This window comes from Streptomyces sp. NPDC088812 (genome assembly GCF_044750285.1).
GTDB lineage: Bacteria > Actinomycetota > Actinomycetes > Streptomycetales > Streptomycetaceae > Streptomyces.
The window spans coordinates 506,650-533,084 of sequence record NZ_JBIVJP010000002.1 but is presented as its reverse complement, the minus strand read 5'-3'; the positions used below and the strand labels follow the sequence as shown (position 1 = coordinate 533,084).

Sequence of the window (26,435 nt, the reverse complement as noted above, 5' to 3'; positions counted from 1 at the left end):
CCGCGAACTGCAGACACTCCTCGCCCTCTGGACCGGCGCTTGCCCCACCTGTCACCGCGACATACCCACGGTGATACGAACCTGACCAAGCCCTACTAGCACTCGTGCCGTTGCGGCGCGACCGCCGAGGATGAGGCCATGACCGACGAACCCGTAGCCCTGTCCGCCGCCCTGGCCTCCTTCACGCGGCAGTGGAGTCCTCGCATCGTCACGACCGTCAACGACTACGACGTTCGCGTCGCCAAGGTCGAGGGCGAGCACCTTTGGCACGTCCACGACCACACCGACGAGTTCTTCCTCGTCCTGGAGGGCGAGCTGCACATCGGCCTGCGCGAGGCGGCCGGCGAGCGCACGGTCGTCCTGCCCAAGGGCAGCGTCTTCACGGTCCCGCGCGGCACCGAGCACAAGCCGTACGCCCCCGTCCCCACCGAGATCCTGCTCCTCGAGCCCACCGGCACCTCCACCGTCGGCGACCGCCACGACGACGTACCGGACCACGTCGACGCGACGACGGGCCACGCACTGACCTGACCCGTCACCGACGGCACGGCACCGCGCCCGGCTCCCTCACACGGAGGAACCGGGCGCGGACGCGTCGCGCACCGCCGTGAGCAGGGCGTTCAGGGCGGTGGGGGTGGGGGTGAGGATCGTGGCGGGGGTGTCGCTCTCGCGGAGGTGGAGGGTGGTGGTGGCGGATATCTCGAGGCAGTCGGTGTCGGCGCCGCCTCCGGAGAACGACGACTTCTGCCAGCGGAGGTCTTCGGACACGTCGATTCCCTTCACGCGGAGGGGCTGCGCCTGGACGCGTCGCGCACCGCCGTGAGCAGGGCGTTCAGGGCGGCAGGGGTCGGCGAGAGGAGCGTGGCGGGGGTGTCGCTCTCGCGGAGGTGTATCGCGCCGGTGGCGGCGGCTATCTCCAGGCAGTTGGTGTCGGCGCCGGCGGAGAACGACGACTTTTGCCAGTGGAGGGTTTCGTGCACAGAGGTTCCTTCACAGTTCCTGGGCGATGTGATGGATGAGGTCGAGTGAAGCATCCTCCGGGAGGGCTGCCTTGTCGATGCTCCTCAAGACGTTGCGGTAGCGGTTCAGCCGTGCCGCGGCGTCGATGAACTCCGCGCCGTGTGTCGTGTCGATCTGCACGGTGTCGAGTTGATGGACAGCTCCGCCGACGTACTGCATGGAGTAGCCGCCCCCTGCGAATCCTTCAGCGGTGAAGGGGACGACGCGCAGGGTGAGTGACTCCCTGCCAGACGCATCGAGAAGGTGTCTGAGCTGGTCACGGGTGAGCTTCGAGCCGCCGACGCGCATGCGGAGCGCGGCCTCGTGGACGATCACGTCGTACGGCGTGCCCGACTCCAGTACCCGTCGGCGCTGCATGCGGAAGGAGACCAGGGCTTCGCGTCTCTCCAACGCAAGGTTCGGTTCGAAGAAGGCGGCGGCTGCGCGTACGTGTTCCTCGGTCTGGAGGATTCCGGGGATGTGCACCACCTCGAAGGCGCGCACGTATGAAGCGTCGTGCTCCAGCTCCGCCAGGTCGAGTGCCTGTGGCGGCATCACGCCTCGGTACTCGTCCCACCAGTTGCCGAAGCGCGGCAACGACATGGAGACCAGCGCGTCCACGAGCGCGGCGTCGTCGCAGTCGTAGAACTCGGCCATCCTGCGCAGCCGTTCCTCGCTGATGCCGATGCGCCCAGACTCGATGTGGCTGATCTGGGTCGGGCTGACACCCAGTTGTGCGGCGGCCTTCCGGTTCGGGACCCCTGCCGCTTCTCGCAGCTTGCGCATTTCTGTGCCCAGCCGCGCCTGTCGAGCCGTCGGATTGGGTCTCGAAGTCATGCGTCCTCCCAAACGGTGACGAGTTTCCCGAAACGTTGAGCCGCTTCAACGTTTGCCGCTACAGTCGTCACTGTACTCACGGAGAGTGCTTGCAGTGTCACTCTCCCGTAACTCGCGCACGCCCGATCCCCGTTGGAAGTGCCACCCCGGCCCCGCCGTCGGGGCGCCGGACAGTGACGTGGTGGTCAGGCTCCCACAACCCCCTTCTCCTCACCGGAGTTGATGCCCCATGCCCTCGTACACCCTCATCTGTCCGCCCCTCGACAGCTCCCCCCACATCGCCCGCGACTTCGTCGCCACCGTCCTGCGCGCGCTCGAACTGGACGGCGACCTGATCGACGACGCGACGCTCTGCACCTCGGAGATCGTCACCAACGCCTGTGTGCACGCCAAGGGCGGGGACGGCGCGATGCTGTGGCTGGCCGTGGAGGAGGGGCGGCTGCGGGTGGCGGTGTACGACGGGGACGAGAACCCGCCGGTGCGGAGGGAGGTGACGGCGGAGACGTGGGAGCGGGGCGGCGGCCGGGGTCTGCACCTGGTGGACGCCCTCACCGGCGGCCGCTGGGGGCACGGCCCGGACCTGCCGTACGGCGGGCACCGGTACCCGCACCCGGACGGCAAGGCGGTCTGGTTCGACCTGCCCGTCCGGCGAACTACGGCACCGTGATCGGCCCCGCAGAGAGCGGACACGCCGCGGTCCGGCCGACGAGGACGCCGACCGGACCGGAAGGGAGGGGTGTTGGTGGGCCGCGCGGCTATCCGACGACCTGGAAGCTGAAGCCCCGGTTGCTGCGCGCTCCGGCGCTGTTGCCGGTGACGATCACCACCCGTCCGGTCTCGATGACGGCGGCGTGGGTGTTGTCGAGCGTGGCCCAGCCGTCCCCCCAGATGTTGGAGGTGGCGCTGGGCAGTGTGGCGAAGGGGCTCTGGAAGACGATGGAGTAGCGGCCCTCGCCCTCCCTGGTCACCCAGAAGTCGCCGCTGCCGCTGGCGACGCTCCCGTCGGCGTTGATGTTGCCGAACACCAGGCGTCGCCCGGTCGCCGTGGTGCCGCCACCCTGGCCGGAGCCGGTGGAGGGCCGGCCGGCGGTACGGGTGAGGCCGAGCCGTTGCCCGTAGTCGTTGCGCAGCCAGATGCGGCGCGCCTCGCCCCCTCCCTGGAGGTCGAGGTTGTCGAAGACGTGGCTGTCGGTGCCGGGGTTGACGGTGATGGTGGCGCGTTCCAGGCACCAGCCGTCGGTCCCGACGTAGCGGAGGTAGGCCGGATAGCGGTCCAGGTCCTCTGTGGTCAGTTGCGGTTTGCGCGGGTCGTTGTACTCGGCCTGCTCGACGTTGGCGCCCTCGCCGAGGACGAACTCGTCCGTCGCTCCCTGTTCGTAGTCGTCGGCCGCGGTCTCCAGGACGAACTCGCGCCCGGCGATGCCCAGGTAGACGGTTCCGCTGTCGGTCTTGGCGTCGGCGATGTCCGCGGTGTAGATCGTCGCGACGATCTTGGCGATGTCGGCCATGACGGCTCCTTCGTCTCGGTGCGGCGGCGGGCCTGCCGGGGCGGATTCCGGGGCGGTGCCGCCGCACAATCCGTTACGGAGGGTGTTTCCGCTGTAAGCGGAACGTGAACTTCCCTGTGGAAGCGCGCAGTTGTCGGCCCCCGCCCGCGCACGCCAGCACCAGCCGCCGGATCACGGACGCACCGGTCGTGACCGGACGTGCCACCGGGTCCCTCATCGGTGGGGTTTGGCCCGCCCTGTACGCGAAAGTCCGTACACGTGTGAACCTGCGCTCACGCCCGGCTGGCAAGCTGGAAGCATGAACGATGCCCACCCGGCGCCCACCCCCGCGCCCCGCCGCCGTGTTCGTGTCCGTGCCCCCGAGCTGGTCGGCAAGGGCGGCTGGCTGAACACGGGCGACCGGCAGTACACCCTTGCCGGCCTGCGAGGACGCATCGTCATCCTGGACTTCTGGACGTTCTGCTGCGTCAACTGCCTGCACGTCCTCGACGAGCTGCGCGACCTGGAGGAGAAGCACCGGGACACCGTGGTCGTCGTCGGCGTGCACTCGCCGAAGTTCGTCCACGAGGCCGAACACCGGGCGGTGGTCGACGCGGTGGAGCGGTACGGCGTCGAGCACCCGGTGCTCGACGACCCCGAGCTCGCCACCTGGAAGCAGTACGCGGTGCGGGCGTGGCCGACGCTCGTCGTGATCGACCCCGAGGGGTACGTCGTCGCCCAGCACGCGGGGGAGGGGCATGTGCACGCCATCGAGCGGCTGGTGACGGAGCTGGAGGCCGAGCACGCGGCGAAGGGGACGCTGCGGCGCGGTGACGGGCCGTACGTGGCGCCGGAGCCGGAGCCGACGGATCTCCGCTTCCCCGGCAAGGCGGTCCTGCTGCCGTCGGGGAACCTGCTGGTCAGCGACACCACCCGGCATCAGCTCGTGGAGCTGGCGGAGGACGGGGAGAGCGTCGTGCGGCGGATCGGGTCGGGGGTGCGCGGCTTCGCCGACGGCGCGGCCGGCACCGCCTCCTTCAACGAGCCGCAGGGGCTCGCGCTCCTCGACGACTCGTCCGTGGTCGTCGCCGACACCGTCAACCACGCCCTGCGCCGCCTCGATCTCGCCTCCGGCGAGGTGACGACGCTCGCCGGCACCGGGAAGCAGTGGTGGCAGGGCTCGCCGACGTCCGGCCCGGCCCGGGAGGTCGATCTGTCCTCGCCGTGGGACGTGGCTCTGTTCGGCGGCACGGTGTGGATCGCCATGGCGGGCGTCCACCAGCTGTGGGCGTACGACCCGGCCGCCGGGACCGTCGGTGTCGCCGCCGGGACCACCAACGAGGGGCTCGTCGACGGTCCCGCCGCCGAGGCCTGGTTCGCGCAGCCGTCCGGGCTCGCGGTCTCCCCCGACGGGGAGCGGCTCTGGCTGGCCGACTCCGAGACCTCGGCCCTGCGCTGGGTGGATTCCGGCGGCGTGGTCCGCACCGCCGTCGGCACCGGGCTGTTCGACTTCGGTCACCGGGACGGCGCGGCGGGGCAGGCGCTGCTCCAGCATCCGCTGGGCGTCACCGCCCTGCCCGACGGCTCGGTCGCCGTCTGCGACACCTACAACCACGCCCTGCGCCGCTACGACCCGGCGACGGGCGAGGTCACCACGCTCGCCACGGACCTGCGCGAGCCCAGCGACGCGGTGCTCGTCGGCGACGACATCGTGGTCGTGGAGTCGGCCCGGCACCGGCTGACGCGGCTGCGGCTGCCGGAGGAGGCGGTCCGCGTCGAGGCGGTCGCCCACCGGACCCGGCGGGCCGCCACCGAGGTGGCGCCGGGCCGGCTCCGGCTGGATGTGATCTTCCAGGCGCCGGCCGGTCAGAAGCTCGACACCCGCTACGGCCCGTCCACCCGCCTGCTGGTCTCCGCCACCCCGCCCGAGCTGCTGCTGTCGGGAGAGGGCGCGGACACGGATCTGAGCCGCACGCTGGAGCTGGATCCGGCGGTGCCGGAAGGTGTGCTGCACGTCTCCGCGATGGCCGCGTCCTGCGACGACGACCCCGCGAACCCGTACCCGGCCTGCCATGTCCACCAGCAGGACTGGGGTGTTCCGGTGGTGCTCACCGAGTCAGGCGCCGACCGGCTGCCGCTGGTGCTGGCAGGCCTGGACGCCTGATCCGGGGAGCGGTCACGCGCCCTGTCCGTCGATCCCGGGAGCGGTCACACGCCGTACCCGTCGCTGTATCCGTCGCGGTGGTGCCGGTCCGTCTCGACCACGGTGGTCGAGGCCGGCGGCACCATCACGCGGCGGCGCCGGGCGATGCTGCTGAAGGTCGTCACGCCGATCAGGCCGACGATCATCAGGATGACTCCGACCAGGTCGAGGTTGACCCCCTGCATGTCCCAGTCGGTCGCGAACGTGAGGATGGCTCCCACGGCGATGAGGATGATGCACCCGCCGAGGCCCATGAGTGTCGCCTCCCTGTCCGGTGTACCGGTCGTTCCGGTTCCCCGAACCCGTGTACCCCGGCGGTCGACTCCCATGCGGTGACGGAGTCTCACGGACCGTCGGCCGGTGCGTCATCGACCGTGTCTCAGCCCTCCAGGAAGGCCACCAGGGCGTTCGCCAGCAGGTACGGGTCGTCCGCGCCGCTCAACTCCCGTGCGCTGTGCATCGACAGGATCGCCACGCCGATGTCGACGGTGCGGATGCCGTGCCGGGCCGCGGTGATCGGGCCGATCGTCGTGCCGCACGGCATGGAGTTGTTGGAGACGAACGACTGGAAGGGGACGCCCGCCTTCTCGCAGGCGGCGGCGAAGACCGCGCGGCCCGTACCGTCCGTCGCGTAGCGGTTGTTGACGTTGACCTTGAGGATGGGGCCGCCGTTGACGCGCGGGTGGTGCGTGGGGTCGTGCCGCTCCGCGTAGTTGGGGTGGATCGCGTGCCCGGTGTCGGAGGAGAGGCAGACGGTGCCGGCGAAGGCCCTCGCCCGGTCCTCGTACGTCCCTCCGCGCGCGAACACCGAACGCTCCAGGACGCTGCCGAGCAGCGGTCCGTCCGCGCCGGTGTCCGACTGCGAGCCGTTCTCCTCGTGGTCGAAGGCGGCGAGGACGGGGATGCAGGGGAGGGCGGTGCCGCCGGTCGCCACGGCCGCCAGCGCCGCCGTGCCGGCGTGCACGGACAGCAGGTTGTCCATGCGCGGCCCGGCCACCAGCTCCTCGTCGCGGCCCAGGTAGGCGGGCGGCTCGACGGAGTGCGTCATCAGGTCCCAGCCGGTGACCTGGTCGGCGGCGAGGCCGGCCGACTCCGCCAGGAAGGCGATCAGGTCACCGTCGCGGACGTCGTTGCCGAGTCCCCACACGGGCTGGAGGTGGCGCTGCTTGTCGAGCTTGAGTCCTTCGCTGCTCACCGCGCGGTCCAGGTGGATGGCGAGCTGCGGCACCCGCAGCAGCGGCCGGCCGACGTCGATCAGGCGGGTGGAGCCGTCGCGCAGGGTGAGGCGCCCGGCGATGCCCAGGTCGCGGTCGAGCCAGGAGTTGAGCAGCGGCCCGCCGTAGATCTCCACGGCGACCTGGCGCCAGCCGTGCGCGCCGGTGTCGGGCAGCGGCTTGACGCGCAGGTTGGGGGAGTCGGTGTGCGCGCCGACGATCCGGAAGGGGGTGTGCGGGGCGGCGTCCTCGGGGACGTACCAGGCGACGACGGCGCCCCCGCGCAGCACGTACTTCCCGCCGCTCGTCCCGTCCCAGGCGTCCGTCTCGGCGACCTGCCGGAACCCTGCCTTCTCCAGCCGTTCGGCGGCGTTCGCCACGGCGTGGTACGGCGTCGGACTCGCCGTGAGGAAGGACATGAGGTCGTCGGTGTGGCCGCGGTCGAAGGCCGCAGGAGCGCGCGAGGCGCTTCCTGGAGGGGTGGCGCCGGAAGACGGGCGGGCAGGTTCGCTCATGGAGTTCACCTTAACGACGTACGAAAGCCCGCTCCTGGCGAAAGGAGCGGGCCCTCGTGAGGACGGTGTGGAGTTCGCGGCCACCGCGGGTGCTGCCCCGGGGTGGTGACTCGGGTGTTTCCCCCGAGCGGTGACTCGGGTGTTTCCCCCCGGGGCGGTGACTCGGGTGTTCCCCCGGCGGTGTCTAGAAGGCGGGGGCGGTGTCTAGAAGGCGGCCTCGTCCAGCTCCATCAGGTCCAGGTCGACGCCCGAGGCCACCTTGCGGGCCAGGGTGACGCCCGGCAGGACGTTCGCCGCGAAGAACTTCGCCGCGGCGATCTTGCCGGTGTAGAACGCCGTGTCCTTGGCGGAGGCCGTCTCCAGCTTCTCCGCCGCGACCGCCGCGCCCTTCAGCAGCAGGTAGCCGACGACCACGTCACCGGAGGCCAGCAGCAGGCGGGTGGTGTTGAGGCCCACCTTGTAGATGTTCTTGACGTCCTGCTCGGTGGCCGCCAGGTCGGTCAGCATCAGGCCGACGATCGCCTCCAGCTCCACGGCCGCCTTGGCCAGGTGCTCGCGGGCGCCCGCCAGCTCCTCGCCGCCGGTGCCGAGGGCCAGGAACTTCTTGATGTCCTCGGCGAGGGAGTTCAGGGCCGCGCCCTGGTTGCGGACGATCTTCCGGAAGAAGTAGTCCTGACCCTGGATCGCCGTGGTGCCCTCGTACAGGGTGTCGATCTTGGCGTCGCGGATGTACTGCTCGATCGGGTACTCCTGGAGGAAGCCGGAGCCGCCGAAGGTCTGGAGCGACTGGGCGAGCTGCTCGTAGCCCTTCTCGGAGCCGTAGCCCTTGACGATCGGCAGGAGCAGGTCGTTCAGCGCGTGCTCGGCGGAGGCGTCCTCGTCGTTCGCCTCCTTCACCGCGATCGCGTCCTGGACGGAGGCGGTGTACAGCACCAGCGCCCGCATGCCCTCCGCGTACGCCTTCTGGGTGATCAGCGAGCGGCGCACGTCGGGGTGGTGGGTGATGGTGACCTTGGGCGCGGTCTTGTCCATGAAGTTCGCCAGGTCGGGGCCCTGGACGCGCTCCTTGGCGTACTCCAGGGCGTTGAGGTAGCCCGTCGACAGGGTGGAGATCGCCTTCGTGCCGACCATCATGCGGGCGAACTCGATGATGCGGAACATCTGGCGGATGCCGTCGTGCTTGTCGCCGATCAGCCAGCCCTTGGCGGGGTGGCGGTCGCCGAAGGTCATCTCGCAGGTGTTGGAGGCCTTCAGGCCCATCTTGTGCTCGACGTTGGTGGCGTAGACGCCGTTGCGCTCGCCCAGCTCGCCGGTCTCGACGTCGACGAGGTACTTCGGGACGAGGAAGAGGGACAGGCCCTTGGTGCCGGGGCCGGCGCCCTCGGGGCGGGCCAGCACGTAGTGGAGGATGTTCTCCGACATGTCGTGCTCGCCGGAGGTGATGAAGCGCTTCACGCCCTCGATGTGCCAGGAGCCGTCCTCCTGCGGCACCGCCTTGGTGCGGCCGGCGCCCACGTCGGAGCCCGCGTCGGGCTCGGTGAGGACCATGGTGGAGCCCCACTGCCGCTCGACGGCGATCCGCGCGATCTTCTTCTGGACCTCGTTGCCCTCGTCGAAGAGGATCCCCGCGAAGGCCGGGCCGGAGGAGTACATCCACACGGCGGGGTTGGCGCCCAGGATCAGCTCGGCGTACGCCCAGATCAGGGACGGCGGGGCGGTGGTGCCGCCGATCTCCTCGGGCAGGCCGAGGCGCCAGTACTCGGAGTCCATGAAGGCCTGGTAGCTCTTCCTGAAGGACGCGGGGACGGGCGCGGTGTTGGTGGCCGGGTCGAAGACCGGCGGATTGCGGTCGGCGTCCGCGAAGGACTCGGCCAGCTCGTTCTCCGCGAGGCGGGTCAGCTCCTCGAGGATGCTCTTGGCGGTCTCGGTGTCCATCTCCTCGAAGGGGCCGCTGCCGTACAGCTTGTCGCGGCCCAGCACCTCGAAGAGGTTGAACTCGATGTCGCGGAGATTCGACTTGTAGTGCCCCATGGCGACGGCTCCCGGCTCCGTAGAGAGATCGGCGAGGCACTGGATCCTCGCGCTAGTTCACGTACCAACAAGTAGCTACGATGATGCTACCCGCCGGTAATAAGCCGCAACCCCGATCCCCGATCTGTGACGATCGCCGCGCCCCCGCAGCCCGCGCACGGCCCCGGGGCGGGTCGTCCCGCCCCGGGATCCCGCTTACTCCCGGGTGGCGCCGCGCCCGAACACCGCTCTCGGTACGCTTGCGCCCATGTACGGCTACGACCAGAACGTCGGCGCTCAGCAGCAGTACGCCCCGCCGCAGCAGCCCATGGGCGGCGGGTACGGCCAGCAGCCGCCCCTGTACCCCGAGCCGTCCCCGCCCTCGCTCGCGGACGCGGTGCGGGCCTTCACCACCGGGCAGTTGGCCGCCGAGGACTTCCAGCAGGTCTTCGCGACCTCCAAGGTCTACTGCCCGCGCGGCGACAACCCCGGCTTCCTCGCCCTGCACAACACCCAGCAGCCGGTGATCCCGATGTTCACCACACTCAAGGAGCTGCGCCGGTACGCCGGCAAGGAGTCCAAGTACTTCGTGATCACCGGTGCCGAGGTGCTCGACCTGCTGCCCACCGGCTACGGCTTCGTCCTCGACATGGAGGGCGAGCACCGGATGGTCTTCGACGCGAAGGCGGTCGAGCAGATGGTCGACTTCGCGATGCGCCGGATGTACGGCTGACGGCTGACCGCACGCGCCGCACCAGCGCGGCCCGCCAGTGTCCGAGCCCGGAGGGAATGCCCTCCGGGCTCGTGTCGTTATGGGTGGCAGAAAGTTCAACGCTCAACTAAAGTGGGACGCACGTCGCCCAAGGAGGTACCGACATGCCCGCCGTGACCGTCGAGAACCCGTTGACGCTGCCGCGCGTGACCGCGCCGGCCGATGCCGTGGCCCGCCCCGTGCTCACCGTCACGACCGCGCCCAGCGGTTACGAGGGTGAGGGCTTCCCGGTGCGCCGCGCGTTCGCCGGGATCAACTACCGCCACCTCGACCCGTTCATCATGATGGACCAGATGGGGGAGGTGGAGTACGCGCCGGGCGAGCCGAAGGGCACCCCCTGGCACCCGCACCGCGGCTTCGAGACCGTCACCTACATCATCGACGGCATCTTCGACCACCAGGACAGCAACGGTGGCGGCGGCACCATCACCAACGGTGACACCCAGTGGATGACGGCCGGCTCGGGCCTGCTGCACATCGAGGCGCCGCCGGAGCACCTGGTCATGTCGGGCGGCCTCTTCCACGGCCTCCAGCTGTGGGTGAACCTGCCGGCCGAGGACAAGATGATGGCGCCGAGGTACCAGGACCTGCGCAGTGGCCAGGTCGCCCTGCTGACCTCGCCGGACGGCGGCGCCCTGATCCGCGTCATCGCCGGCGACCTGGACGGCCACCAGGGGCCGGGTGCCACCCACACCCCGATCACGATGATCCACGCGACGCTCGCGCCGGGCGCCGAGCTGACCCTCCCGTGGCGCGAGGACTTCAACGCCCTCGCCTACGTGATGGCCGGCAAGGGCTCGGTCGGCACCCAGCAGCGGCCGGTCCACCTGGGCCAGACCGCCGTCTTCGGCGCCGGCTCCTCGCTGACCGTCCGCGCGGACGAGAAGCAGGACTCCCACACCCCGGACCTGGAGGTCGTCCTCCTCGGCGGCCGGCCCATCCGCGAGCCGATGGTCCACTACGGCCCGTTCGTCATGAACACCAAGGACGAACTCATGCAGGCCTTCGAGGACTTCCAGAAGGGCCGCCTGGGCACCGTCCCGGCCGTCCACGGGATGACGGAGAGCGGTCCCGAGGAGGCCTGATCCGCCGTCAGCCGCCGCCGGTCGTTCTCTCGGCCGTCCACGGCCGCCGGTCCGCCCGGGTGACACCCCGTCACCCGGGCGGACCGGCGCGGGGGGACAACCGGGCAGGCACGTGATCCGCTGGACGCGTGCGCCTGCTGCCCCTCCCCGTCCGCCGCCTCGCCGCCTGGTGCGCCGCCATCCTGCTCGTGTCGGGCGTCGTCTACGTCGGGATCCGGCTGTGCGTGGAGTTCCGGACGGCCGTCGTGCCCGTGCTGCTCGCGCTGCTCGGCACCGCGCTGCTCGGGCCGTTCCACCGGCGGCTCGTCAGGGCGGGGGTCAACCGGTCGGTCTCCGCCGCCGCCACCTGTGTGGCCGTCGTGGCGGTGGTCGGCGGGGCCGTGTACATCGTCGTCGCCGTGCTGGTCGACAGCGGGGACCAGATCGTCAGGTCGCTGCGGTACGCGGCGCGGGACCTCGCCCGGCACTTCGGGGCGGCAGGCACCTCACTGGAGGACCTCGCGTCCAACGCCAGGGAGCTGCTCGGCAAGTTCGGCGGGACCGCCGCCTCCGGCGTCATCAGCGGGGTCAGCGTCGTGGGCGAGAGCATCGCCATGGCCGTTCTCGCGCTGCTGCTCGTCTTCTTCTTCCTGCGCGACTCCGACCGGGCCGTCGGCGCCCTGCGGGCGGTCGCGCCGGACGGGGGCGCGGACACCGTGGAAGCCATGGCCCGCAAGGCGTTCCGGGCCGTCGAGGGGTTCATGCGGGGGACGACGCTCATCGCGTTCATCGACGCCGTGTGCATCACCGTCGGGCTGCTCGTCCTCCGGGTGCCGGGGGCCGCGGGACTCGGCGCGCTCGTCTTCGTGGGGGCGTACATCCCCTACCTCGGCGCCTTCCTCTCCGGCGCGGTCGCCGTGCTCGTCGCGCTCGCCGACCGCGGCTTCGTCATCGCGCTGTGGGCGCTCGGGGTGGTGCTCGCCGTGCAGGTGCTGGAGGGGCATGTGCTCCAGCCGATGATCCAGAGCCGGACCGTGCAGATGCATCCGGCGGTGGTGATGCTGGCGATCACGGCGGGGGCGTCCGTCGCGGGGATCCTCGGCATGCTGCTGGCCGTACCGCTCACCGCGGCCGCCTTCGGGGTCGCGGACGAACTGCGCGAGCGCTATCCGGCGGCCGCCGCCGGGCGCGACTCGTAGAGCTCGAACCAGATGCTCTTGCCCTCGCCCCGCGGCGCCACCCCCCACCCGTCCGCGAGGAGCTCGATGAGGACCAGGCCGCGGCCCGAGGAGGCCAGCTCCCCGGGGCGGCGCTTGTGCGGCAGGTCGTCGCTGCTGTCGGTCACCTCGAACCGCATCCGCCGCTCGCCGGGGTCGCCGGTCACCTCGACGACCAGCAGCGCGTCGGTGTCGGTGTGCACGAGGACGTTCGTCAGCGTCTCGGAGACCAGCAGCACCGCCGAGTCGACCTGGTCCTCGGAGGGCCAGTCGTGCAGCAGCTCGCGCACCTCCCGCCGGGCCTCGGAGACCCGCTCGGGCTCGGTCTGCGCCACCGTCATCATGGTGCGCCGCACGGACGCCCACAGGGGCACGGAGGCGCCGAGCTCGCAGCTGCCCCCCTGGCGGCAGACGAGGAGGAGGGCGATGTCGTCCTCCCGCCGGTCGGTGAAGGGGCCGGGGGTGTGGTGGGACGACGGCCCGTGCACCGCCTGGACCAGGGCGTCCGCCAGTTCCTCCAGTCCGCCCTCGTGGGACTCCAGGATGTTGCGGACGCGCCGCCAGCCGGTGTCGAGGTCGTGCCCGCCGGTCTCCAGCAGTCCGTCGGTGCACATCATCAGCGTCTCGCCGGGTTCCAGGCCGAGGCGGGTGATCGGATAGTCGGAGTCGGGGTCGATGCCCAGGGGCAGTCCGCCCGCCGTGGCGCGGCCCAGGACGGTGCCGTCGGCCAGCCGGACCACCGGGTCGAGATGACCGGCCCGCGCGGCCTCCAGGACCCCGGTCACCGGGTCGACCTCGACGTACAGACAGGTCGCGAAGCGCAGGTCGGGGACGGTGCCGGACTCGTCGGTGTGGGTGAGGCCGTAGAGGAAGCGGGAGGCGCGGGAGAGGACGGCGTCGGGGCGGTGGCCCTCGGCGGCGTACGCCCGCAGGGCGATGCGCAGCTGGCCCATGAGACCGGCGGCGCGCACGTCGTGCCCCTGCACGTCCCCGATGACCAGGGCGAACCTGCCGCCGGGCAGCGGGATCATGTCGTACCAGTCGCCGCCGACCTGGAGGCCGCCGCCGGTGGGGATGTAGCGGGCGGTGAGGGTCATGCCCGGGATCTCGGGGCCGAGCGTGGGCAGCATCGTGCGCTGGAGGCCGTCCGTCAGCTCCCGCTGGACCTCGGCGGCACCCGCCCGGCTGAGGGCCTGGGCGAGCATGCGGGCCACGGTGGTCAGGACGGACCGCTCGTCGGGGGTGAAGGCCACCGGATAGGCGAACGCGGCCATCCAGGCGCCCATGGGGCGGCCCCCCACGGTCAGCGGCAGGTACGCCCAGGACTGCCGGCCGTAGTGCGCGATCTGCGGCCAGATGAGCGGGTAGCGCTCCCGGTACTGCTCGGGCGAGGACAGATAGACGGCCCGGCCGGTGCGTATCGCCTCGGCCGCCGGATAGTCCGTCCGCAGGGACAGCTGGGTGAAGGGGGCGTCGTCGGGCCGCTGCCCGTGGTGGCCGGTGATCGTCAGCCGGTCGCCCTCCACTCCGAAGACCGTCAGGCCGTCCGGTGCGAAGCCCGGCATCGACAGCCCCGCCGCGACCCGCAGCACCTCCTCCGTGGAGCGGGCCTCCGCCAGCGCCCGGCCCGCGTCCAGCAGGAACGCCTCCCGGGAGCGCCGCCAGTCGCCGGTGACGGCGGTGCGGTCGGAAGGGGTGCCCGGACGCGGCTCGGTGACCTCCTGAAGGGTGCCGGTCAGCTCGTACGCCTTCTTCACCGGGTCGAACGACGGCTTGGACCGGCTGCGGACCACCCGGACGACCCGTCCGTGGTCGTCCACGATCCGGATACGGACCTCGGCGAGGGTGCCCTCGGCGACGGCGAGCTGGATCACTCCGGTGATCTCGTTCCAGTCGACCGGGTGGATGCGGGCTCGGGCCCGCACCTCGGTGAGGACGGTCGCCTCGGCGGGCAGCCCGAGCAGCCGGGCGGCCTCGGCGTCGACCGTGACCAGCCCGGCGGCCGTGCTCCAGTGCCACAGGCCCGTCGCTAGGGAGGCGAGGACCTCCTCCACCGCGGGCAGGGGCTCACCAGTGCGCATTGCCCCACTTTAAGAACATGCGAACGACGTCTGCCACTGATCGTGGTCTGTGGGGTGCCGCCGATCGACAGCTGATCACCAGCGCCGTAAGTGGGGAGAGCCGAGGGTGGCCTGCCCGGTACGCTGGGGGTGTTTCACGTGAAACACCGGCCGGAAGCACTGGCCGATCCACAGACCCCGATCCGCGAAGACTGGATGAACGACGATGCATCGGTACAGGTCCCACACCTGCGGCGAGCTCCGCGCCTCTGACGTCGGCACCGACGTCCGGCTGAGTGGCTGGCTGCACAATCGGCGCGACCTGGGCGGCATCCTCTTCATCGATCTGCGCGACCACTACGGCATCACGCAGCTGGTCGCGCGTCCCGGCACGCCCGCGTACGAGGCCCTCGACAAGCTGACCAAGGAGTCGACCGTCCGGATCGACGGCAAGGTCGTCTCGCGTGGCGCCGAGAACGTCAACGCGGACCTGCCCACCGGTGAGGTCGAGGTCGAGGTGGCCGAGGTCGAGCTGCTCGGCGCCGCCCAGCCGCTCCCCTTCACCATCAACACCGAGGATGGGGTCAACGAGGAGCGGCGCCTGGAGTACCGCTTCCTGGACCTGCGCCGCGAGCGCATGCACCGCAACATCATGCTGCGCACGGCGGTCATCTCGGCCATCCGGCACAAGATGACGGCCCTCGGCTTCAACGAGATGGCGACCCCGATCCTGTCGGCGACCTCTCCCGAGGGCGCCCGCGACTTCGTGGTGCCCTCCCGCCTGAACCCGGGCAAGTTCTACGCCCTGCCCCAGGCGCCGCAGCAGTTCAAGCAGCTGCTGATGATCTCCGGCTTCGACCGCTACTTCCAGATCGCGCCCTGCTTCCGCGACGAGGACGCCCGCGCCGACCGCTCGCCGGGCGAGTTCTACCAGCTCGACGTGGAGATGAGCTTCGTCGAGCAGGAGGACGTCTTCCAGCCGATCGAGAAGCTCATGACCGAGCTGTTCGAGGAGTTCGGCAACGGCCGTCACGTCACCTCGCCGTTCCCGCGGATCCCGTTCCGCGAGGCGATGCTGAAGTACGGCTCCGACAAGCCGGACCTGCGCGCCCAGCTGGAGCTGGTGGACCTCACCGACGTCTTCGAGGGCTCGGAGTTCAAGGCGTTCGCCGGCCAGCACGTGCGCGCGCTGGCCGTTCCTGCCGTGCAGGACCAGCCGCGGAAGTTCTTCGACCAGCTCGGTGACTTCGCGGTCTCGCTCGGCGCCAAGGGGCTGGCCTGGGTGCGCGTGGCCGAGGACGGTTCGCTGACCGGTCCGATCGCCAAGTTCCTCACCGAGGAGAACGTCGCCGAGCTGACCAAGCGCCTGTCGCTGGCCGCCGGCCACGCCGTGTTCTTCGGCGCGGGCGAGTTCGACGAGGTCTCCAAGATCATGGGCGCGGTCCGGGTCGAGGCCGCCAAGCGTGCCGGGCACTTCGAGGAGGGCGTCTTCCGGTTCTGCTGGATCGTCGACTTCCCGATGTACGAGAAGGACGAGGACACCGGGAAGATCGACTTCTCGCACAACCCGTTCTCGATGCCGCAGGGCGGCCTTGAGGCCCTGGAGACCCAGGACCCGCTGGACATCCTCGGCTGGCAGTACGACATCGTCTGCAACGGCGTCGAGCTGTCCTCCGGCGCGATCCGGAACCACGAGCCGGAGATCATGCTCAAGGCCTTCGAGATCGCCGGCTACGACCGGGACACCGTCGAGGAGCAGTTCGCGGGCATGCTGCGCGCGTTCCGCTTCGGCGCCCCGCCGCACGGTGGCATCGCGCCGGGCGTCGACCGCATCGTGATGCTGCTGGCCGACGAGCCCAACATCCGCGAGACCATCGCCTTCCCGCTCAACGGCAACGCCCAGGACCTGATGATGGGCGCGCCGACCGAGCTGGACGAGGCGCGTCTGCGCGAGCTGCACCTGACGGTGCGCAAGCCGCAGCCGAAGTAAGGCAAGCCTTTCGAATAGCTTCGTGAAAAGGGACCTGAAGTCGACGTCGATTTCAGGTCCCTTTCGCATGCGCGGCGGAAGACGGACTTTTTCTCAGCTCGCTGACAGGCTTCCTACCTAGCTTCCAGCGCCATGACAGCGAACGAACAGCCTCGGGAGCGCAACGAGTACGACGAGCACAACGATTACGACACGACCGATGCACTGACGCGTCGCAAGGTGGTCGCCGTCGGCGCGGGCGCCCTCGCCGTGGCGGGACTGGGCGGCAGCGCCTTCGCGACGAGCGCGTTCGCCGGTGACGGCACGAGAACCGCCGACGACGAAGCCGATGCCGATCTCTGCTACCGGCTCACCTCGGAGACGGTCGAGGGCCCGTACTACATCGACGCCGACAAGATCCGCCAGGACATCACCGAGGACCGCGAGGGGATCCCCCTGCTGCTCAGTCTCAAGGTGATCGACTCGGAGACGTGCCGGCCGATCCGGAACGCGGCCGTGGACATCTGGCACTGCGACGCGGTCGGCGTGTACTCGGGCTACGAGGGCCAGGGCAACGGCGGCGGGGGCGGCCCGGCTCCCACCGGCGAGCCTCCCACCGACACCCCGACCGGCACCCCCACCGGCGAGCCCCCGACCGACGCCCCCACCGGCGCGCCTCCCGGCGGAGGGCACCAGGAACCGACGGACGACACACGCTACTTGCGCGGCACCTGGCGGACCGACCGGCAGGGCCGGGTCGCCTTCCGGACGGTCTTCCCGGGCTGGTACCGGGGCCGCTGCGTGCACATCCACACGAAGGTGCACGTGGACGGCGAGTGGACCGACGCCGGGTACGAGGGCGGGCACACCTGCCACACCGGCCAGTTCTTCTTCGACGAGGAGTCGGTCCTCGCCTCCGCCGAGCTCGCCCCCTACAGCACCAACACCGCCGAGCGCACCACGCTCACCGAGGACACGATCTACGACCAGAGCGGCGCACAGGGCGGCCTGCTGAGGCTCCGCTACGACAAGGAGGACATCGGCAGGGGCGTGCGCGCGTCGCTGACGGTCGGGGTCGATCCGGAGGCGACGGAGGACGGCCAGGACACCCCGGGGACACCGGCTCCGAGCACCTCGCCGTCGGCCTCGGCGAGCTGACGGCGCGCGCCCCTCCTCCCGGCCGCCCGCCCGGCGGTACGCACGACCCGTCCGGACGGCCCTCCCGGGTCTCTCACCGGTGCCCCACAGGTATCCCGATGGAGCCCACAGCGGCTTGTCGTCTCATGGTGGAGACGGAACGGAACCGGACGGAACCGGACGGAGCCGACGTGAGTCGGCACAGGTCTGCGCGCAGGGAGGAAGCCACCATGGGGCTCATGATCGTGATCGCGGTGCTGCTGATCGCCGGTGCGGTCGCCGGTGTGGTGGCCCTGCGCCGGGCCGCACCCCGCCTCCGGCCCTCCTCGCACCTGTCCGACCTGGACGCCGAGGCGGAGGCGAACCAGTGGCTCGTCCGGCTCGGCGGTGGCCTCGTCCCCACGGACGTCCGCGCCTGGGCCGAGGCGGACGAGGCGGCGGGGCGGGCGTTGAGCCGTGCGGCGGAGTGCCACCGCACGGCTCGTGCCCGGCTGGCGGCGGCGCGGACGGCACAGGAGTACGGCGAGGTGACGCGGCTGGCCGGGGAGGGCTTGGACCACCTGCGCACGGCCCGCACGGCACTGGGCCTCGACCGGCCCCCGGCCGACGACAGGGCCCCGGCCGTCCGCCGCCCGGCCGCGGCTTAGCAGCGATCCCGAAGGCTGCCGGGCAGGACGTGATCCCGAAGGCTGCCGGGCAGGACGTGATCCCGAAGGCTGCCGGGCAGGACGTGATCTCGGCGGCTGTCGGGCAGGGCGTGATCTCGGCGGCTGTCGGGCAGAGCGTGATCTAGGTGGTTCCCCGGGCGGCGGTCGTGCGGTCCCCTTTTCCCGTGCTTTACCAGGGACGGGAAATTGTTCAGGCCGTATATGGATGTGGTGACGTGTTGTCGGCCGTCGGCTGAAAAGCTGTGTGTTTACGGGTGGGCGGCGCCGAATTCATGGGACTGCACAGTCCTTTCCCACATCTCTGACAGGCCCGCCTCCTAGTTTCCTGGCCCATGACGGGAAACATTGAGAACGAGAACGAGCAGGGCCCCAAGCACAAACGCGATCTGACCCGCCGCAAGGTGGTCGTCGCGGGTGCCGGTGCGGCCGTGGCCGTCGGTGCGGGCGCCACGCTCGCCGCGGGTGCCTTCGCCGGGGAGAACGGCAAGGCGGAGGGCGCCTCGGCGACCAGCACCTCCAGTGACTCCGAGGTCTGCTACCGGCTCACCTCCGAGACCACCGAGGGCCCCTACTACATCGACGCGGACAAGCTCCGCCAGGACATCACCGAGGACAAGGAGGGCATCCCCCTCACCCTCGACCTGAAGGTCATCGACTCCGAGACCTGCAAGCCGCTGCGGAACGTGGCCGTGGACATCTGGCACTGCGACGCGCTGGGCATCTACTCCGGCTACGAGAGCCTGTCCACGGGCGGGGGCGGCATGCCGTCCGGCGCCCCCTCGGGCAGCCCCACCGGTGAGCCGCCGACGGGTGCGCCGTCCGGCGGTACCGGCGGTGGCCACTCGGAGCCCACCGACGACGAGCGGTACCTGCGCGGCACCTGGAAGACCGACAAGCAGGGCCGGGTCACCTTCAAGACCATCTTCCCCGGCTGGTACCAGGGCCGCTGCGTGCACATCCACACCAAGGTGCACGTGGACGGCGAGTGGACCGACGCCGGGTACGAGGGCGGGCACACCTGCCACACCGGCCAGTTCTTCTTCGACGAGGAGACGGTCCTCGCCTCGGCCGAGGTGGAGCCGTACTCCACCAGCACCACCGAGCGCACCACGCTCACCGAGGACACGATCTACGACCAGAGCGGCACCGCGGGCGGCCTGCTCACCCTCAAGTACGACAAGAAGAACATCGCCAAGGGTGTGCGGGCGTCGATCACCGTCGGCGTCGACCCGGACGCCACCCACGACGGCACCGACGACGCCGTCCAGCCGGGTGGCGGCGGCGCGACGGCGTCCCCGTCGTCCTCCGCGAGCTGATCCGGCCCGAACCGACGGCGCCGGACCGACGGTGCCTGAATGACGGTGCCTGAATGACGGTGCCTGGATGACCCGCCGGCCGGTCCGGCCCGGCCGGTCCGGCGAGTCGACGCGGCCGGGGTGTACGCCCCGGCCGCGTCGGCGTCCCACGGCCGGTCAGTCCTGACGGCCCCGCGCGTGACGCCCGTGGTTGCGGCGGAAGTGGGCGGCGAAGGTGCGCAGGAGTCCGCGCGAGGCGGGCGGCGCGGGGACGGGGTCCGGCGGCCGGACGTCCGGCAGCGGCACCTCCGGGAAGGCGACGATCACCAGGCGCCGGGAGGGGACGGCGGTCGCGGGGGCGGGCAGTGTCCGCACGGGCGTGCCCGGACGGACGGCCTGGTGCGTGGACGCGGTGAGGCCGTAGGGCGCGGTGTCATGACTTGTGAGCTCATGGCCGGCACCGGGACCGTACGGGTCGTACGGCCCGTACGGGTCGTAGGAGGGCCGGCTGAGGGCGAACGGTGTCGGGTCGTACGGCCCGTGGTCGTACAGCCCGTGGTCGTACGGCGCGGACGACCGGTCGTACTGGGCGGCCGAGTAGCCGTACTGCGCGTCCGGGTCCGCGAAGTCCGCGATGACGGCCTGTGGCGCGAGGCTGTTCCACGACGGCAGCGTGTGCGTGGCCGACTGGTGCGCCGTCGTCAGCGCGGCGAGCTTGTCGCGCTCCTCCCGCAGGACGACCAGGGCCCCCACCGCTTCCTCGCGGGCGACGTCGGCCCGCGTCGCCCGGTCGTGGGCCGCGGCCGCGTCGCCCTCCAGGCGCTTCAGACGGGCGGTGAGACGTGCCTGGTCCGCTCGGTGTGACAGTTTCTGACGTCGGCGTTCCTCACGTTCGGCGTCCGCGGCACGGGCCCGCTCCCCGAGCCGTTCGGCGTGACCGCGGTAGGCGTCGAGCAGTTCGTCCGTCATGAACCGGTCGTACAGGACCGGAGCGCTGCGCCGGAGCACCTCGACGTAGTCGAGCATGAGTGACTGGCGCTCCTGCGGCGACAGGGGCCGGCCGTCCCGCGCCAGCAGGCCGAGGAGGAGCGTGACCTCCCGGGGCCGCGGTGTCCGAGTGCCCTGGGCGACCGCTGACAGCGCGGCCGGCGTCACCCCGTCGTCCGGTTCCCCGTCGGAGAGAAGGGGGCGCAGCCTGCCGCCGATGTCGTCGAAGTCGCCGCCCAGCGGGGTGAGGACGCTCGAGCGCAGCCGGGCGGCGAACCGCTGGACGGCGGCGGTGGCCTCGGGGGCGGCCTCCGACGTCTCCTCCCGCAGCGCGTCGTACCACAGGCCCTCGATCCTGGACCAGACGCGCTGCTCCTCCTCGGGCGTTCCCCGGGTGCCGTCCAGCCGCACCAGGTGGAGCACGACGGCGCGGAGCGTGTCCAGCCGCGTCCGCTGCTTGGCGCGGAGGATGACGGAGATCGTCTGACGGCTGGCGGTCGCTTCCTTCTCGTCCGCCCTGACAAGGCCTTCGATCCGGCGCAGCGACGGGTTTCCCGCGGACGCCCGCAGGGCCGCCACCTCCCGGGCGATGCGGTGCAGCGCGCCCTGTGGCTCCTGGTCGTCCGGCGCCCCTGCCGTCATGGCCGCGGCTCCTCCGCTGTGTCAAGGCTGTGTCAGATGAGAGGGCCAGAGCATCCCATATGTCAGCCGTTCGGCAGACGGCGCACGGGAGCGTGTGTCAGAGCGCGACGGCGGAAGATCTGCCCCGTCAGACGCGTCAGTGCCCCTGCCGGTGGGTGTCGACTGGAGAGACCGGCTGGTCACCGGTGGGCCGGTCGGCCGAGACCGGGCCGCGCTTCCTGCTGCCTGCTGGTCCGCGACGGCCCGGTCTCTCCCACCCACTTCATTCAAAGGGGCGATATGTTCAAGCTACGGCGGACGTGTGCGCGGGGGGCCGTTCCCCGCCAAAGCGGTGGCCGGGAGGCGGCTCTGCGGTACCGTTCCTCCCTTCTCTGTGCCCTCGGGCTCCTGTGGCTCGCCGCCGGGAGCGCGACGGCCGCCTCCCCGGAGTCATCTGCGGCGCCGGCACCGGCACAGTCCTCGCTGACGGCACCCGCACCGGCACAGTCCTCGGTGACGGCACCGGCCCCGGTGACGGCCGAGCACTCGCTGATGCGTGACGCCTTGCCGGAGTTCCTCGGTTCGCTCGGTGCGGGTGTGCTGCTCGCCCTGGCGGGGGTCGGCGCCAACCGGATCAGGGCGCGGCGGACGGCGGCGCGGGGCGAGGGGGCGGCGCGGGGCGAGGGGACGACGGGGCCCGCGGCGCCGGACGCGGATCCGGCGCCGGGCGAGCGGTGAGCCGTCGGGCGGTGAGGTGCCGGGCGGTGAGGTGCCGGGCGGTGAGCCGTCGGGCGGTGAGGTGCCGGGCGGTGTGCCGTCGGGCGGTGAGGTGCCGGGCGGTGTGCCGTCGGGCGGTGAGGTGCCGGGCGGTCAGGTGTCGTACGTGCCGTCCCACGGTGCGGAGAAGGCCAGGCGGTCCGGGTAGAGCTCGGCCCAGGTCTCGTCCTCGTCCTTCCGGACCACCAGGCCGAACACGACGTCCTCGTGGGTGACCTGGAACGGATGGATCGCGATGTCCGTGTAGGACCGGCCCGGGAGGCTGCGCAGCAGGTGGGCCAGGTGGACGCGGGCGCGGGTGAGGACCGAGTCCTCGCCGTGCGGGTCGCGCAGGTGGTCGGCCCAGGTGCCGGCGCACCGGATCTGCGAGTCGCGGTAGCGGCCGTCGGCGTCGAAGGTGTGGAGCGCCGTGTAGAGGCGTTTGTGCTCCTCCCACCCCTCGTCGAGGCCGAATCCCTCGGGGAAGGCGTACGTGATCGACGCGAGGAACTGACCGTCCGCGTACCGGCCGATGGACTCGGTGCGCTGCTTCGGCCGGTAGCCGATCGGGATGACGTCGGGGACTGCCATGGCGAAAACCATACGGGTTGGCGGGAACATGGCGGAACGCGGGCCCCGGGCTCCGGGGCGCGGAGCCCGGAGCGGGTGGGGCCCGGGAAGCCGTACGCTCCCCGGGCCCTGTTCACCGCGGCCCGACGGCCTACGCGGTGGGCTTCTCCTCCAGGCGCGGGAAGAGCACCGCGCCCTTGGTGACCGTGGAACCGGCGGGCAGCCGGCCCCACGCGCCGGCCTCCTGCACCCGCTGCTCGGCGAGCGCGCCCAGGGTCGCCTCGGCGCCCAGGGAGTCCCAGAGCTTCTGGGAGGTGTCCGGCATGACGGGGTTGAGCAGGACGGCGACGGCGCGCAGCGACTCGGCGGCCGTGTACAGGACGGTGGCGAGGCGGGCCCGGCCCTCGTCCGAGGTGTCCTTGGCCACCTTCCACGGCTCCTGCTCCGTGATGTAGCCGTTGACCTGCTTGACGAAGTCGAAGACGGCCAGGATGCCGCCCTGGAAGTCCAGCTCGTCGCCGATCCTCCGGTCGGCCTCGGCGACCGCCTTGGCCAGCCCGTCGTGCAGCGCCTTCTCGGCCTCGCCGTCGGCGGTGGCCTCGGGCAGCCGGCCGTCGAAGTACTTGCCGACCATGGCGGCGACGCGGGAGGCGAGGTTGCCGTAGTCGTTGGCCAGCTCGCTGGTGTAGCGGGCGGAGAAGTCCTCCCAGGAGAAGGAGCCGTCCTGGCCGAACGCGATCGCGCGCAGGAAGTACCAGCGGTAGGCGTCCACGCCGAAGTGCGTGGTGAGGTCCTGGGGCTTGATGCCGGTCAGGTTCGACTTCGACATCTTCTCGCCGCCGACCATCAGCCAGCCGTTCGCGGCGACCTTGCCGGGCAGGGGCAGGCCCTGCGCCATCAGCATCGCCGGCCAGATCACCGCGTGGAAGCGGAGGATGTCCTTGCCGACCAGGTGGACGTCGGCCGGGAAGGTGGCCTCGAACTTCTCCTCGTTCTCGTTGTAGCCGACCGCCGTGGCGTAGTTCAGCAGCGCGTCGACCCACACGTAGATCACGTGCTTGGTGTCCCAGGGGATCGGGATGCCCCAGTCGAACGTCGAGCGGGAGATGGAGAGGTCCTGGAGCCCCTGCCGGACGAAATTCACGACCTCGTTGCGCGCGGACTCGGGCTGGATGAAGCCGGGGTTCGCCTCGTAGTGGGCGAGGAGCTTCTCGCCGTACTCGCTCAGCTTGAAGAAGTAGTTCTCCTCGCTGAGGATCTCCACGGGCTTCTTGTGGATCGGGCAGAGCTTCTGCCCCGCGAAGTCGCCCTCGCCGTCGAGCAGCTCGCCGGGGAGCTTGTACTCCTCGCAGCCCACGCAGTAAGGGCCCTCGTAGCCGCCCTTGTAGATCTCGCCCTTGTCGTACAGGTCCTGCACGAACTCCTGGACGCGGTCGGTGTGCCGCTTCTGCGTGGTGCGGATGAAGTCGTCGTTCGCGACCTCGAGGTGCTCCCAGAGGGGGCGCCAGGCCTCGTCGACGAGCTTGTCCGCCCACTCCTGCGGGGTGACGCCGTTGGCCTCGGCCGTGCGCATGATCTTCTGACCGTGCTCGTCCGTGCCGGTGAGGTACCACACCTTCTCGCCGCGCTGACGGTGCCAGCGCGTGAGCACGTCCCCTGCGACGGTCGTGTAGGCGTGGCCCAGGTGAGGAGCGTCGTTGACGTAGTAGATGGGGGTCGAGACGTAGTAAGCCTTCGTCCCCTGCTTCTCGGTTCCAGTGGCCGCCATGCCCGGAATCCTACTGGCCCCGCGAAGGTCCCCTCACATGCGTTTGGGGGGTGGACGGGGCCTGGGCGGCGGTCCGTCCACCCCCCCGGGGGTGTGGGGTGAGGGTGCGGGGCGGGTGCGGTGTGCGTGCGGGGCGGGTGGCCGTGCGGGTGCGGGCGGGTGGTTACGGGCGCCAGGACGCCAGGACGCCCTCGTAGAGCTCCTGGTCCGTGAGCTCCCGCGGGGTGGGGCCCGCGTGGAAGAACGCCGTGTTGGGGGTCTTCAGCTTGCGCAGGTAGTCGAAGGCCTTGTTGTCGTGCTCGCCGAACGCGACGAAGGAGAAGAAGACCGTGGGGTGGTTCTTCGCGGCGTCGGTGAGGGACTGGGTGGCGGGGGTCTTGGCGTCCGGCGCGCCGTCCGTCTGGAAGATCACCAGTGCGGGGGACTGCGCCGATGCCCGGTGCCGCTCGTGGTGGGACACGACGGCCTCCACGGCGGCGTGGTAGCTGGTACGGCCCATGCGGCCGAGGCCGGCGTGCAGCTCGTCGATCCTGTTCTCCGGGTCGGCGGGGGTCAGGTCGGCGGTGCCGTCGACCTCCGTCGAGAAGAAGACGACGTGGACCTTGGGCTCCGTGCCGTCCGGGGTGAGGTGGGCGGCGAGGGCGAGGGTCTGGTCGGCGAGGGCCTGGGCGGAGCCGTCCTTGTAGTACGGGCGCATGGACGCGGAGCGGTCGAGGACCAGGTAGACGTCGGCGTGGGTGCCGGCGAGGTTCAGTTTCGCGAGGGTGCGCCGGGGGGTGCCGGGGGTGGCTGCCGGCGTCTCGGCCTCGGCCTCGGCCTCGGCCTCGGCTTCGGCTTCGCCTTCGGCCGGGTCGTTCCCACCCGCACCGCCCGTGCGGCTCTCGTCGTCGGGTGCGGGTGGCCCCTGCGGGGCTTCCTCGCCGTCGGCGGGCGCGGGCGCGGTCGGCTCGGCGGCCTCAGCCGCCTCCTCCGCTGCCTCCGCTGCCTCCGCGGGCTCCGCCACCTCCGCTGCCTCCGCGGGCTCCGCCGTGTCGGCCGGCTCCGCCGTGGCGGCATCCGGGGTCGGCGGCTCCTCGGAGGCGCCGGTGGCGGGAGCGGCGGGTGCCGCCTCGGCGTCGGGGGTGGCCTCCTCGGCGACCGGCTCCGTGACGGCCTCGGGGGTGGCCTCCTCCGCGACCGGCTCCGTGACGGCCTCGGGGGTGGCCTCCTCCGCGACGGCCTCGGGCTTCTCGGCGACCGGCTCCGGCTCGGGGGCCGGCTCTTCGGTGACGGCCTCGGGCTTCTCGGCGACCGGCTCCTCGGTGGAGGGCTCGGGCTCGGTCTCCGGGGCGGTTGCCGGGGCGGCCTCTTCGGCGGCGGGCGCCGGCTCGGGCTCGGGCGCGACCTCCGCGACGGGGGGAGCCGTCTCGGCTTCGGGCTGAGGCTCCGGCGTGGGCTCTTCGGCGGTCGGCTCGGTTTCGGGTGCTGTGGGGGACTGCTCGGCTTCCGGCTCGGTGGCGGGCTCGGGCTCCGGGGCGGCGGAGTCTTCGGTGGCGGGAGTCGTCGCGGGCTCGGGCTGAGGTTCCGGCGTCTGCTCCTCGGCGACCGGCTTCGTCTCCGGCGCGGCCTCCGGCTCGGCGGGTGCCTCCGTGGACTCCGTGGCCTCCGTCGTCTTCGCGGCTTCCGCGACGACCTGGGGTTCGGCCTCCTGTGCCGGCTCCTCGGCGACCGGCTCGGCGACCTGCTGGGACTCCGGCTCGGCGGAGGACGCGTCGGTCGTCTCCTTCGCGTCGGACTCGGCGTCCGGCGTGGCCGTCCCCGCGGCCGCCGTCGGCTCGGCCTCGTCCGCCACCGGCGTCGGCTCGTCCTCGGCCGGTGCGGTCTCCTCGGTCACCGGAGTGGGTTCCTCCGCGACCGGCGTCTGCTCTTCGGCCGGGGCGGGTTCCTCCGCGGCCGCAGTGGGCTTCTCCTCGGCTGGTGCGGTCTCCTCGGTCACCGGAGTGGGTTCCTCCGCGACCGGCGTCTGCTCTTCGGCCGGGGCGGGTTCCTCCGCGGCCGCAGTGGGCTTCTCCTCGGCCGGAGCGGCCTCCTCCGTCACCGGGGCGGCCTCGGCCGCGTCCGGGGCCGGTTCCGACGCGACCGGAGTGGCCTCCTCCTCGGCCGGGGCCGCCTCCTCCGTCATCGGAGCGGCCTCCTCCGTCACCGGAGCGGCCTCCGCCTCCGCCGACGTCGGCTCCTCAGCCGCCGGTGCCGCCGGTGCCGCCGGAGCCGTCGGAGCCGTCGCGGTCGGAGCCGTCGGCTCCGCCT

23 protein-coding genes are annotated in these 26,435 nt (G+C 71.6%); 11 read left to right on the top strand and 12 right to left on the bottom strand.

Annotated elements, in window-relative coordinates:
- The first annotated feature begins 138 nt into the window (after positions 1-138).
- On the top strand, positions 139-531 hold the full coding sequence (locus ACIP67_RS06205; RefSeq protein ID WP_401688086.1) for a cupin domain-containing protein: 393 nt from the start codon (positions 139-141) through the stop codon (positions 529-531).
- 36 nt (positions 532-567) lie between these two features.
- Here ACIP67_RS06205 and ACIP67_RS06200 read toward each other — a convergent pair whose 3' ends face one another.
- Genes ACIP67_RS06200 through ACIP67_RS06190 form a run of 3 tightly spaced genes read right to left on the bottom strand, consistent with a single transcriptional unit; the run spans position 568 to position 1,836 of the window.
- Positions 568-768, bottom strand: a complete 201-nt coding sequence (locus ACIP67_RS06200; protein WP_401688083.1) for a DUF397 domain-containing protein — start codon at positions 766-768, stop codon at positions 568-570.
- Between the two features lie 11 nt (positions 769-779).
- Positions 780-980 carry a DUF397 domain-containing protein gene (locus tag ACIP67_RS06195; protein ID WP_401688080.1) on the bottom strand — a complete coding sequence of 67 codons (201 nt, stop codon included), beginning with the start codon at positions 978-980 and terminating at the stop codon, positions 780-782.
- A 10-nt stretch (positions 981-990) separates the two neighbouring features.
- On the bottom strand, positions 991-1,836 hold the full coding sequence (locus ACIP67_RS06190; protein ID WP_401688077.1) for a helix-turn-helix transcriptional regulator: 846 nt from the start codon (positions 1,834-1,836) through the stop codon (positions 991-993).
- Between the two features lie 229 nt (positions 1,837-2,065).
- On the opposite strand from ACIP67_RS06190, the gene ACIP67_RS06185 reads away from it, so the two are divergent.
- Entirely contained in the window at positions 2,066-2,503 is a 438-nt protein-coding gene (locus ACIP67_RS06185) for an ATP-binding protein (protein WP_401688074.1), read from the top strand.
- 88 nt (positions 2,504-2,591) lie between these two features.
- On the opposite strand, the gene ACIP67_RS06180 is transcribed toward ACIP67_RS06185, so the two are convergent.
- Complete coding sequence (locus tag ACIP67_RS06180) at positions 2,592-3,344, bottom strand: hypothetical protein (RefSeq protein ID WP_401688071.1); 753 nt, start codon at positions 3,342-3,344, stop codon at positions 2,592-2,594.
- A gap of 298 nt (positions 3,345-3,642) precedes the next feature.
- Between ACIP67_RS06180 and ACIP67_RS06175 the strand changes: the two genes are divergently transcribed.
- The gene (locus tag ACIP67_RS06175) at positions 3,643-5,487 is read left to right on the top strand and encodes an NHL domain-containing thioredoxin family protein (RefSeq protein WP_401688068.1); all 1,845 of its coding nucleotides are present in this window, start codon (positions 3,643-3,645) and stop codon (positions 5,485-5,487) included.
- Between the two features lie 44 nt (positions 5,488-5,531).
- Here the strand turns inward: ACIP67_RS06175 and ACIP67_RS06170 are convergent, their stop codons facing one another.
- The 3 genes from ACIP67_RS06170 to ACIP67_RS06160 form a co-directional block, all read right to left on the bottom strand.
- On the bottom strand, positions 5,532-5,780 hold the full coding sequence (locus ACIP67_RS06170; RefSeq protein WP_385069448.1) for a DUF6458 family protein: 249 nt from the start codon (positions 5,778-5,780) through the stop codon (positions 5,532-5,534).
- A gap of 125 nt (positions 5,781-5,905) precedes the next feature.
- Positions 5,906-7,255 (bottom strand): M18 family aminopeptidase, encoded by a 1,350-nt coding sequence (locus tag ACIP67_RS06165; RefSeq protein WP_401688065.1) that lies wholly within the window; start codon positions 7,253-7,255, stop codon positions 5,906-5,908.
- A 204-nt stretch (positions 7,256-7,459) separates the two neighbouring features.
- Positions 7,460-9,286 carry an acyl-CoA dehydrogenase gene (locus ACIP67_RS06160; protein WP_401688062.1) on the bottom strand — a complete coding sequence of 609 codons (1,827 nt, stop codon included), beginning with the start codon at positions 9,284-9,286 and terminating at the stop codon, positions 7,460-7,462.
- 247 nt (positions 9,287-9,533) lie between these two features.
- Here ACIP67_RS06160 and ACIP67_RS06155 point away from each other — a divergent pair, with 247 nt between their 5' ends.
- From ACIP67_RS06155 to ACIP67_RS06145, 3 genes are all read left to right on the top strand, one after another.
- Positions 9,534-9,998, top strand: a complete 465-nt coding sequence (locus ACIP67_RS06155) for an SseB family protein (RefSeq protein WP_385069453.1) — start codon at positions 9,534-9,536, stop codon at positions 9,996-9,998.
- 143 nt (positions 9,999-10,141) lie between these two features.
- Positions 10,142-11,122, top strand: a complete 981-nt coding sequence (locus tag ACIP67_RS06150; protein WP_401688060.1) for a pirin family protein — start codon at positions 10,142-10,144, stop codon at positions 11,120-11,122.
- 128 nt (positions 11,123-11,250) lie between these two features.
- Positions 11,251-12,300, top strand: a complete 1,050-nt coding sequence (locus ACIP67_RS06145) for an AI-2E family transporter (protein ID WP_401688057.1) — start codon at positions 11,251-11,253, stop codon at positions 12,298-12,300.
- On the opposite strand, the gene ACIP67_RS06140 is transcribed toward ACIP67_RS06145, so the two are convergent.
- The gene (locus tag ACIP67_RS06140) at positions 12,267-14,399 is read right to left on the bottom strand and encodes a SpoIIE family protein phosphatase (protein ID WP_401688054.1); all 2,133 of its coding nucleotides are present in this window, start codon (positions 14,397-14,399) and stop codon (positions 12,267-12,269) included. The genes ACIP67_RS06145 and ACIP67_RS06140 overlap by 34 nt on opposite strands.
- A 205-nt stretch (positions 14,400-14,604) precedes the next feature.
- Between ACIP67_RS06140 and aspS the strand changes: the two genes are divergently transcribed.
- From aspS to ACIP67_RS06120, 4 genes are all read left to right on the top strand, one after another.
- Positions 14,605-16,368, top strand: a complete 1,764-nt coding sequence (gene aspS, locus ACIP67_RS06135; RefSeq protein WP_401688051.1) for an aspartate--tRNA ligase — start codon at positions 14,605-14,607, stop codon at positions 16,366-16,368.
- Between the two features lie 132 nt (positions 16,369-16,500).
- Complete coding sequence (locus tag ACIP67_RS06130) at positions 16,501-17,505, top strand: intradiol ring-cleavage dioxygenase (RefSeq protein ID WP_401688048.1); 1,005 nt, start codon at positions 16,501-16,503, stop codon at positions 17,503-17,505.
- Between the two features lie 209 nt (positions 17,506-17,714).
- Positions 17,715-18,131, top strand: a complete 417-nt coding sequence (locus ACIP67_RS06125; protein ID WP_401688045.1) for a hypothetical protein — start codon at positions 17,715-17,717, stop codon at positions 18,129-18,131.
- Positions 18,132-18,484: 353 nt separating this feature from the next.
- Entirely contained in the window at positions 18,485-19,468 is a 984-nt protein-coding gene (locus tag ACIP67_RS06120) for an intradiol ring-cleavage dioxygenase (protein WP_401688042.1), read from the top strand.
- Positions 19,469-19,624: 156 nt separating this feature from the next.
- Here the strand turns inward: ACIP67_RS06120 and ACIP67_RS06115 are convergent, their stop codons facing one another.
- Positions 19,625-21,076 (bottom strand): hypothetical protein, encoded by a 1,452-nt coding sequence (locus ACIP67_RS06115; protein WP_401688039.1) that lies wholly within the window; start codon positions 21,074-21,076, stop codon positions 19,625-19,627.
- A 492-nt stretch (positions 21,077-21,568) separates the two neighbouring features.
- On the opposite strand from ACIP67_RS06115, the gene ACIP67_RS06110 reads away from it, so the two are divergent.
- The gene (locus ACIP67_RS06110) at positions 21,569-21,793 is read left to right on the top strand and encodes a hypothetical protein (RefSeq protein ID WP_401688037.1); all 225 of its coding nucleotides are present in this window, start codon (positions 21,569-21,571) and stop codon (positions 21,791-21,793) included.
- Between the two features lie 132 nt (positions 21,794-21,925).
- Here the strand turns inward: ACIP67_RS06110 and ACIP67_RS06105 are convergent, their stop codons facing one another.
- The 3 genes from ACIP67_RS06105 to ACIP67_RS06095 form a co-directional block, all read right to left on the bottom strand.
- Positions 21,926-22,402: a hypothetical protein gene (locus tag ACIP67_RS06105; RefSeq protein ID WP_401688034.1), complete on the bottom strand. Its 477-nt coding sequence runs from the start codon at positions 22,400-22,402 to the stop codon at positions 21,926-21,928.
- 130 nt (positions 22,403-22,532) lie between these two features.
- Positions 22,533-24,149: a methionine--tRNA ligase gene (metG, locus tag ACIP67_RS06100; protein WP_401688031.1), complete on the bottom strand. Its 1,617-nt coding sequence runs from the start codon at positions 24,147-24,149 to the stop codon at positions 22,533-22,535.
- Between the two features lie 163 nt (positions 24,150-24,312).
- Complete coding sequence (locus ACIP67_RS06095; protein WP_401688148.1) at positions 24,313-26,022, bottom strand: VWA domain-containing protein; 1,710 nt, start codon at positions 26,020-26,022, stop codon at positions 24,313-24,315.
- Between the last annotated feature and the right edge of the window lie 413 nt (positions 26,023-26,435).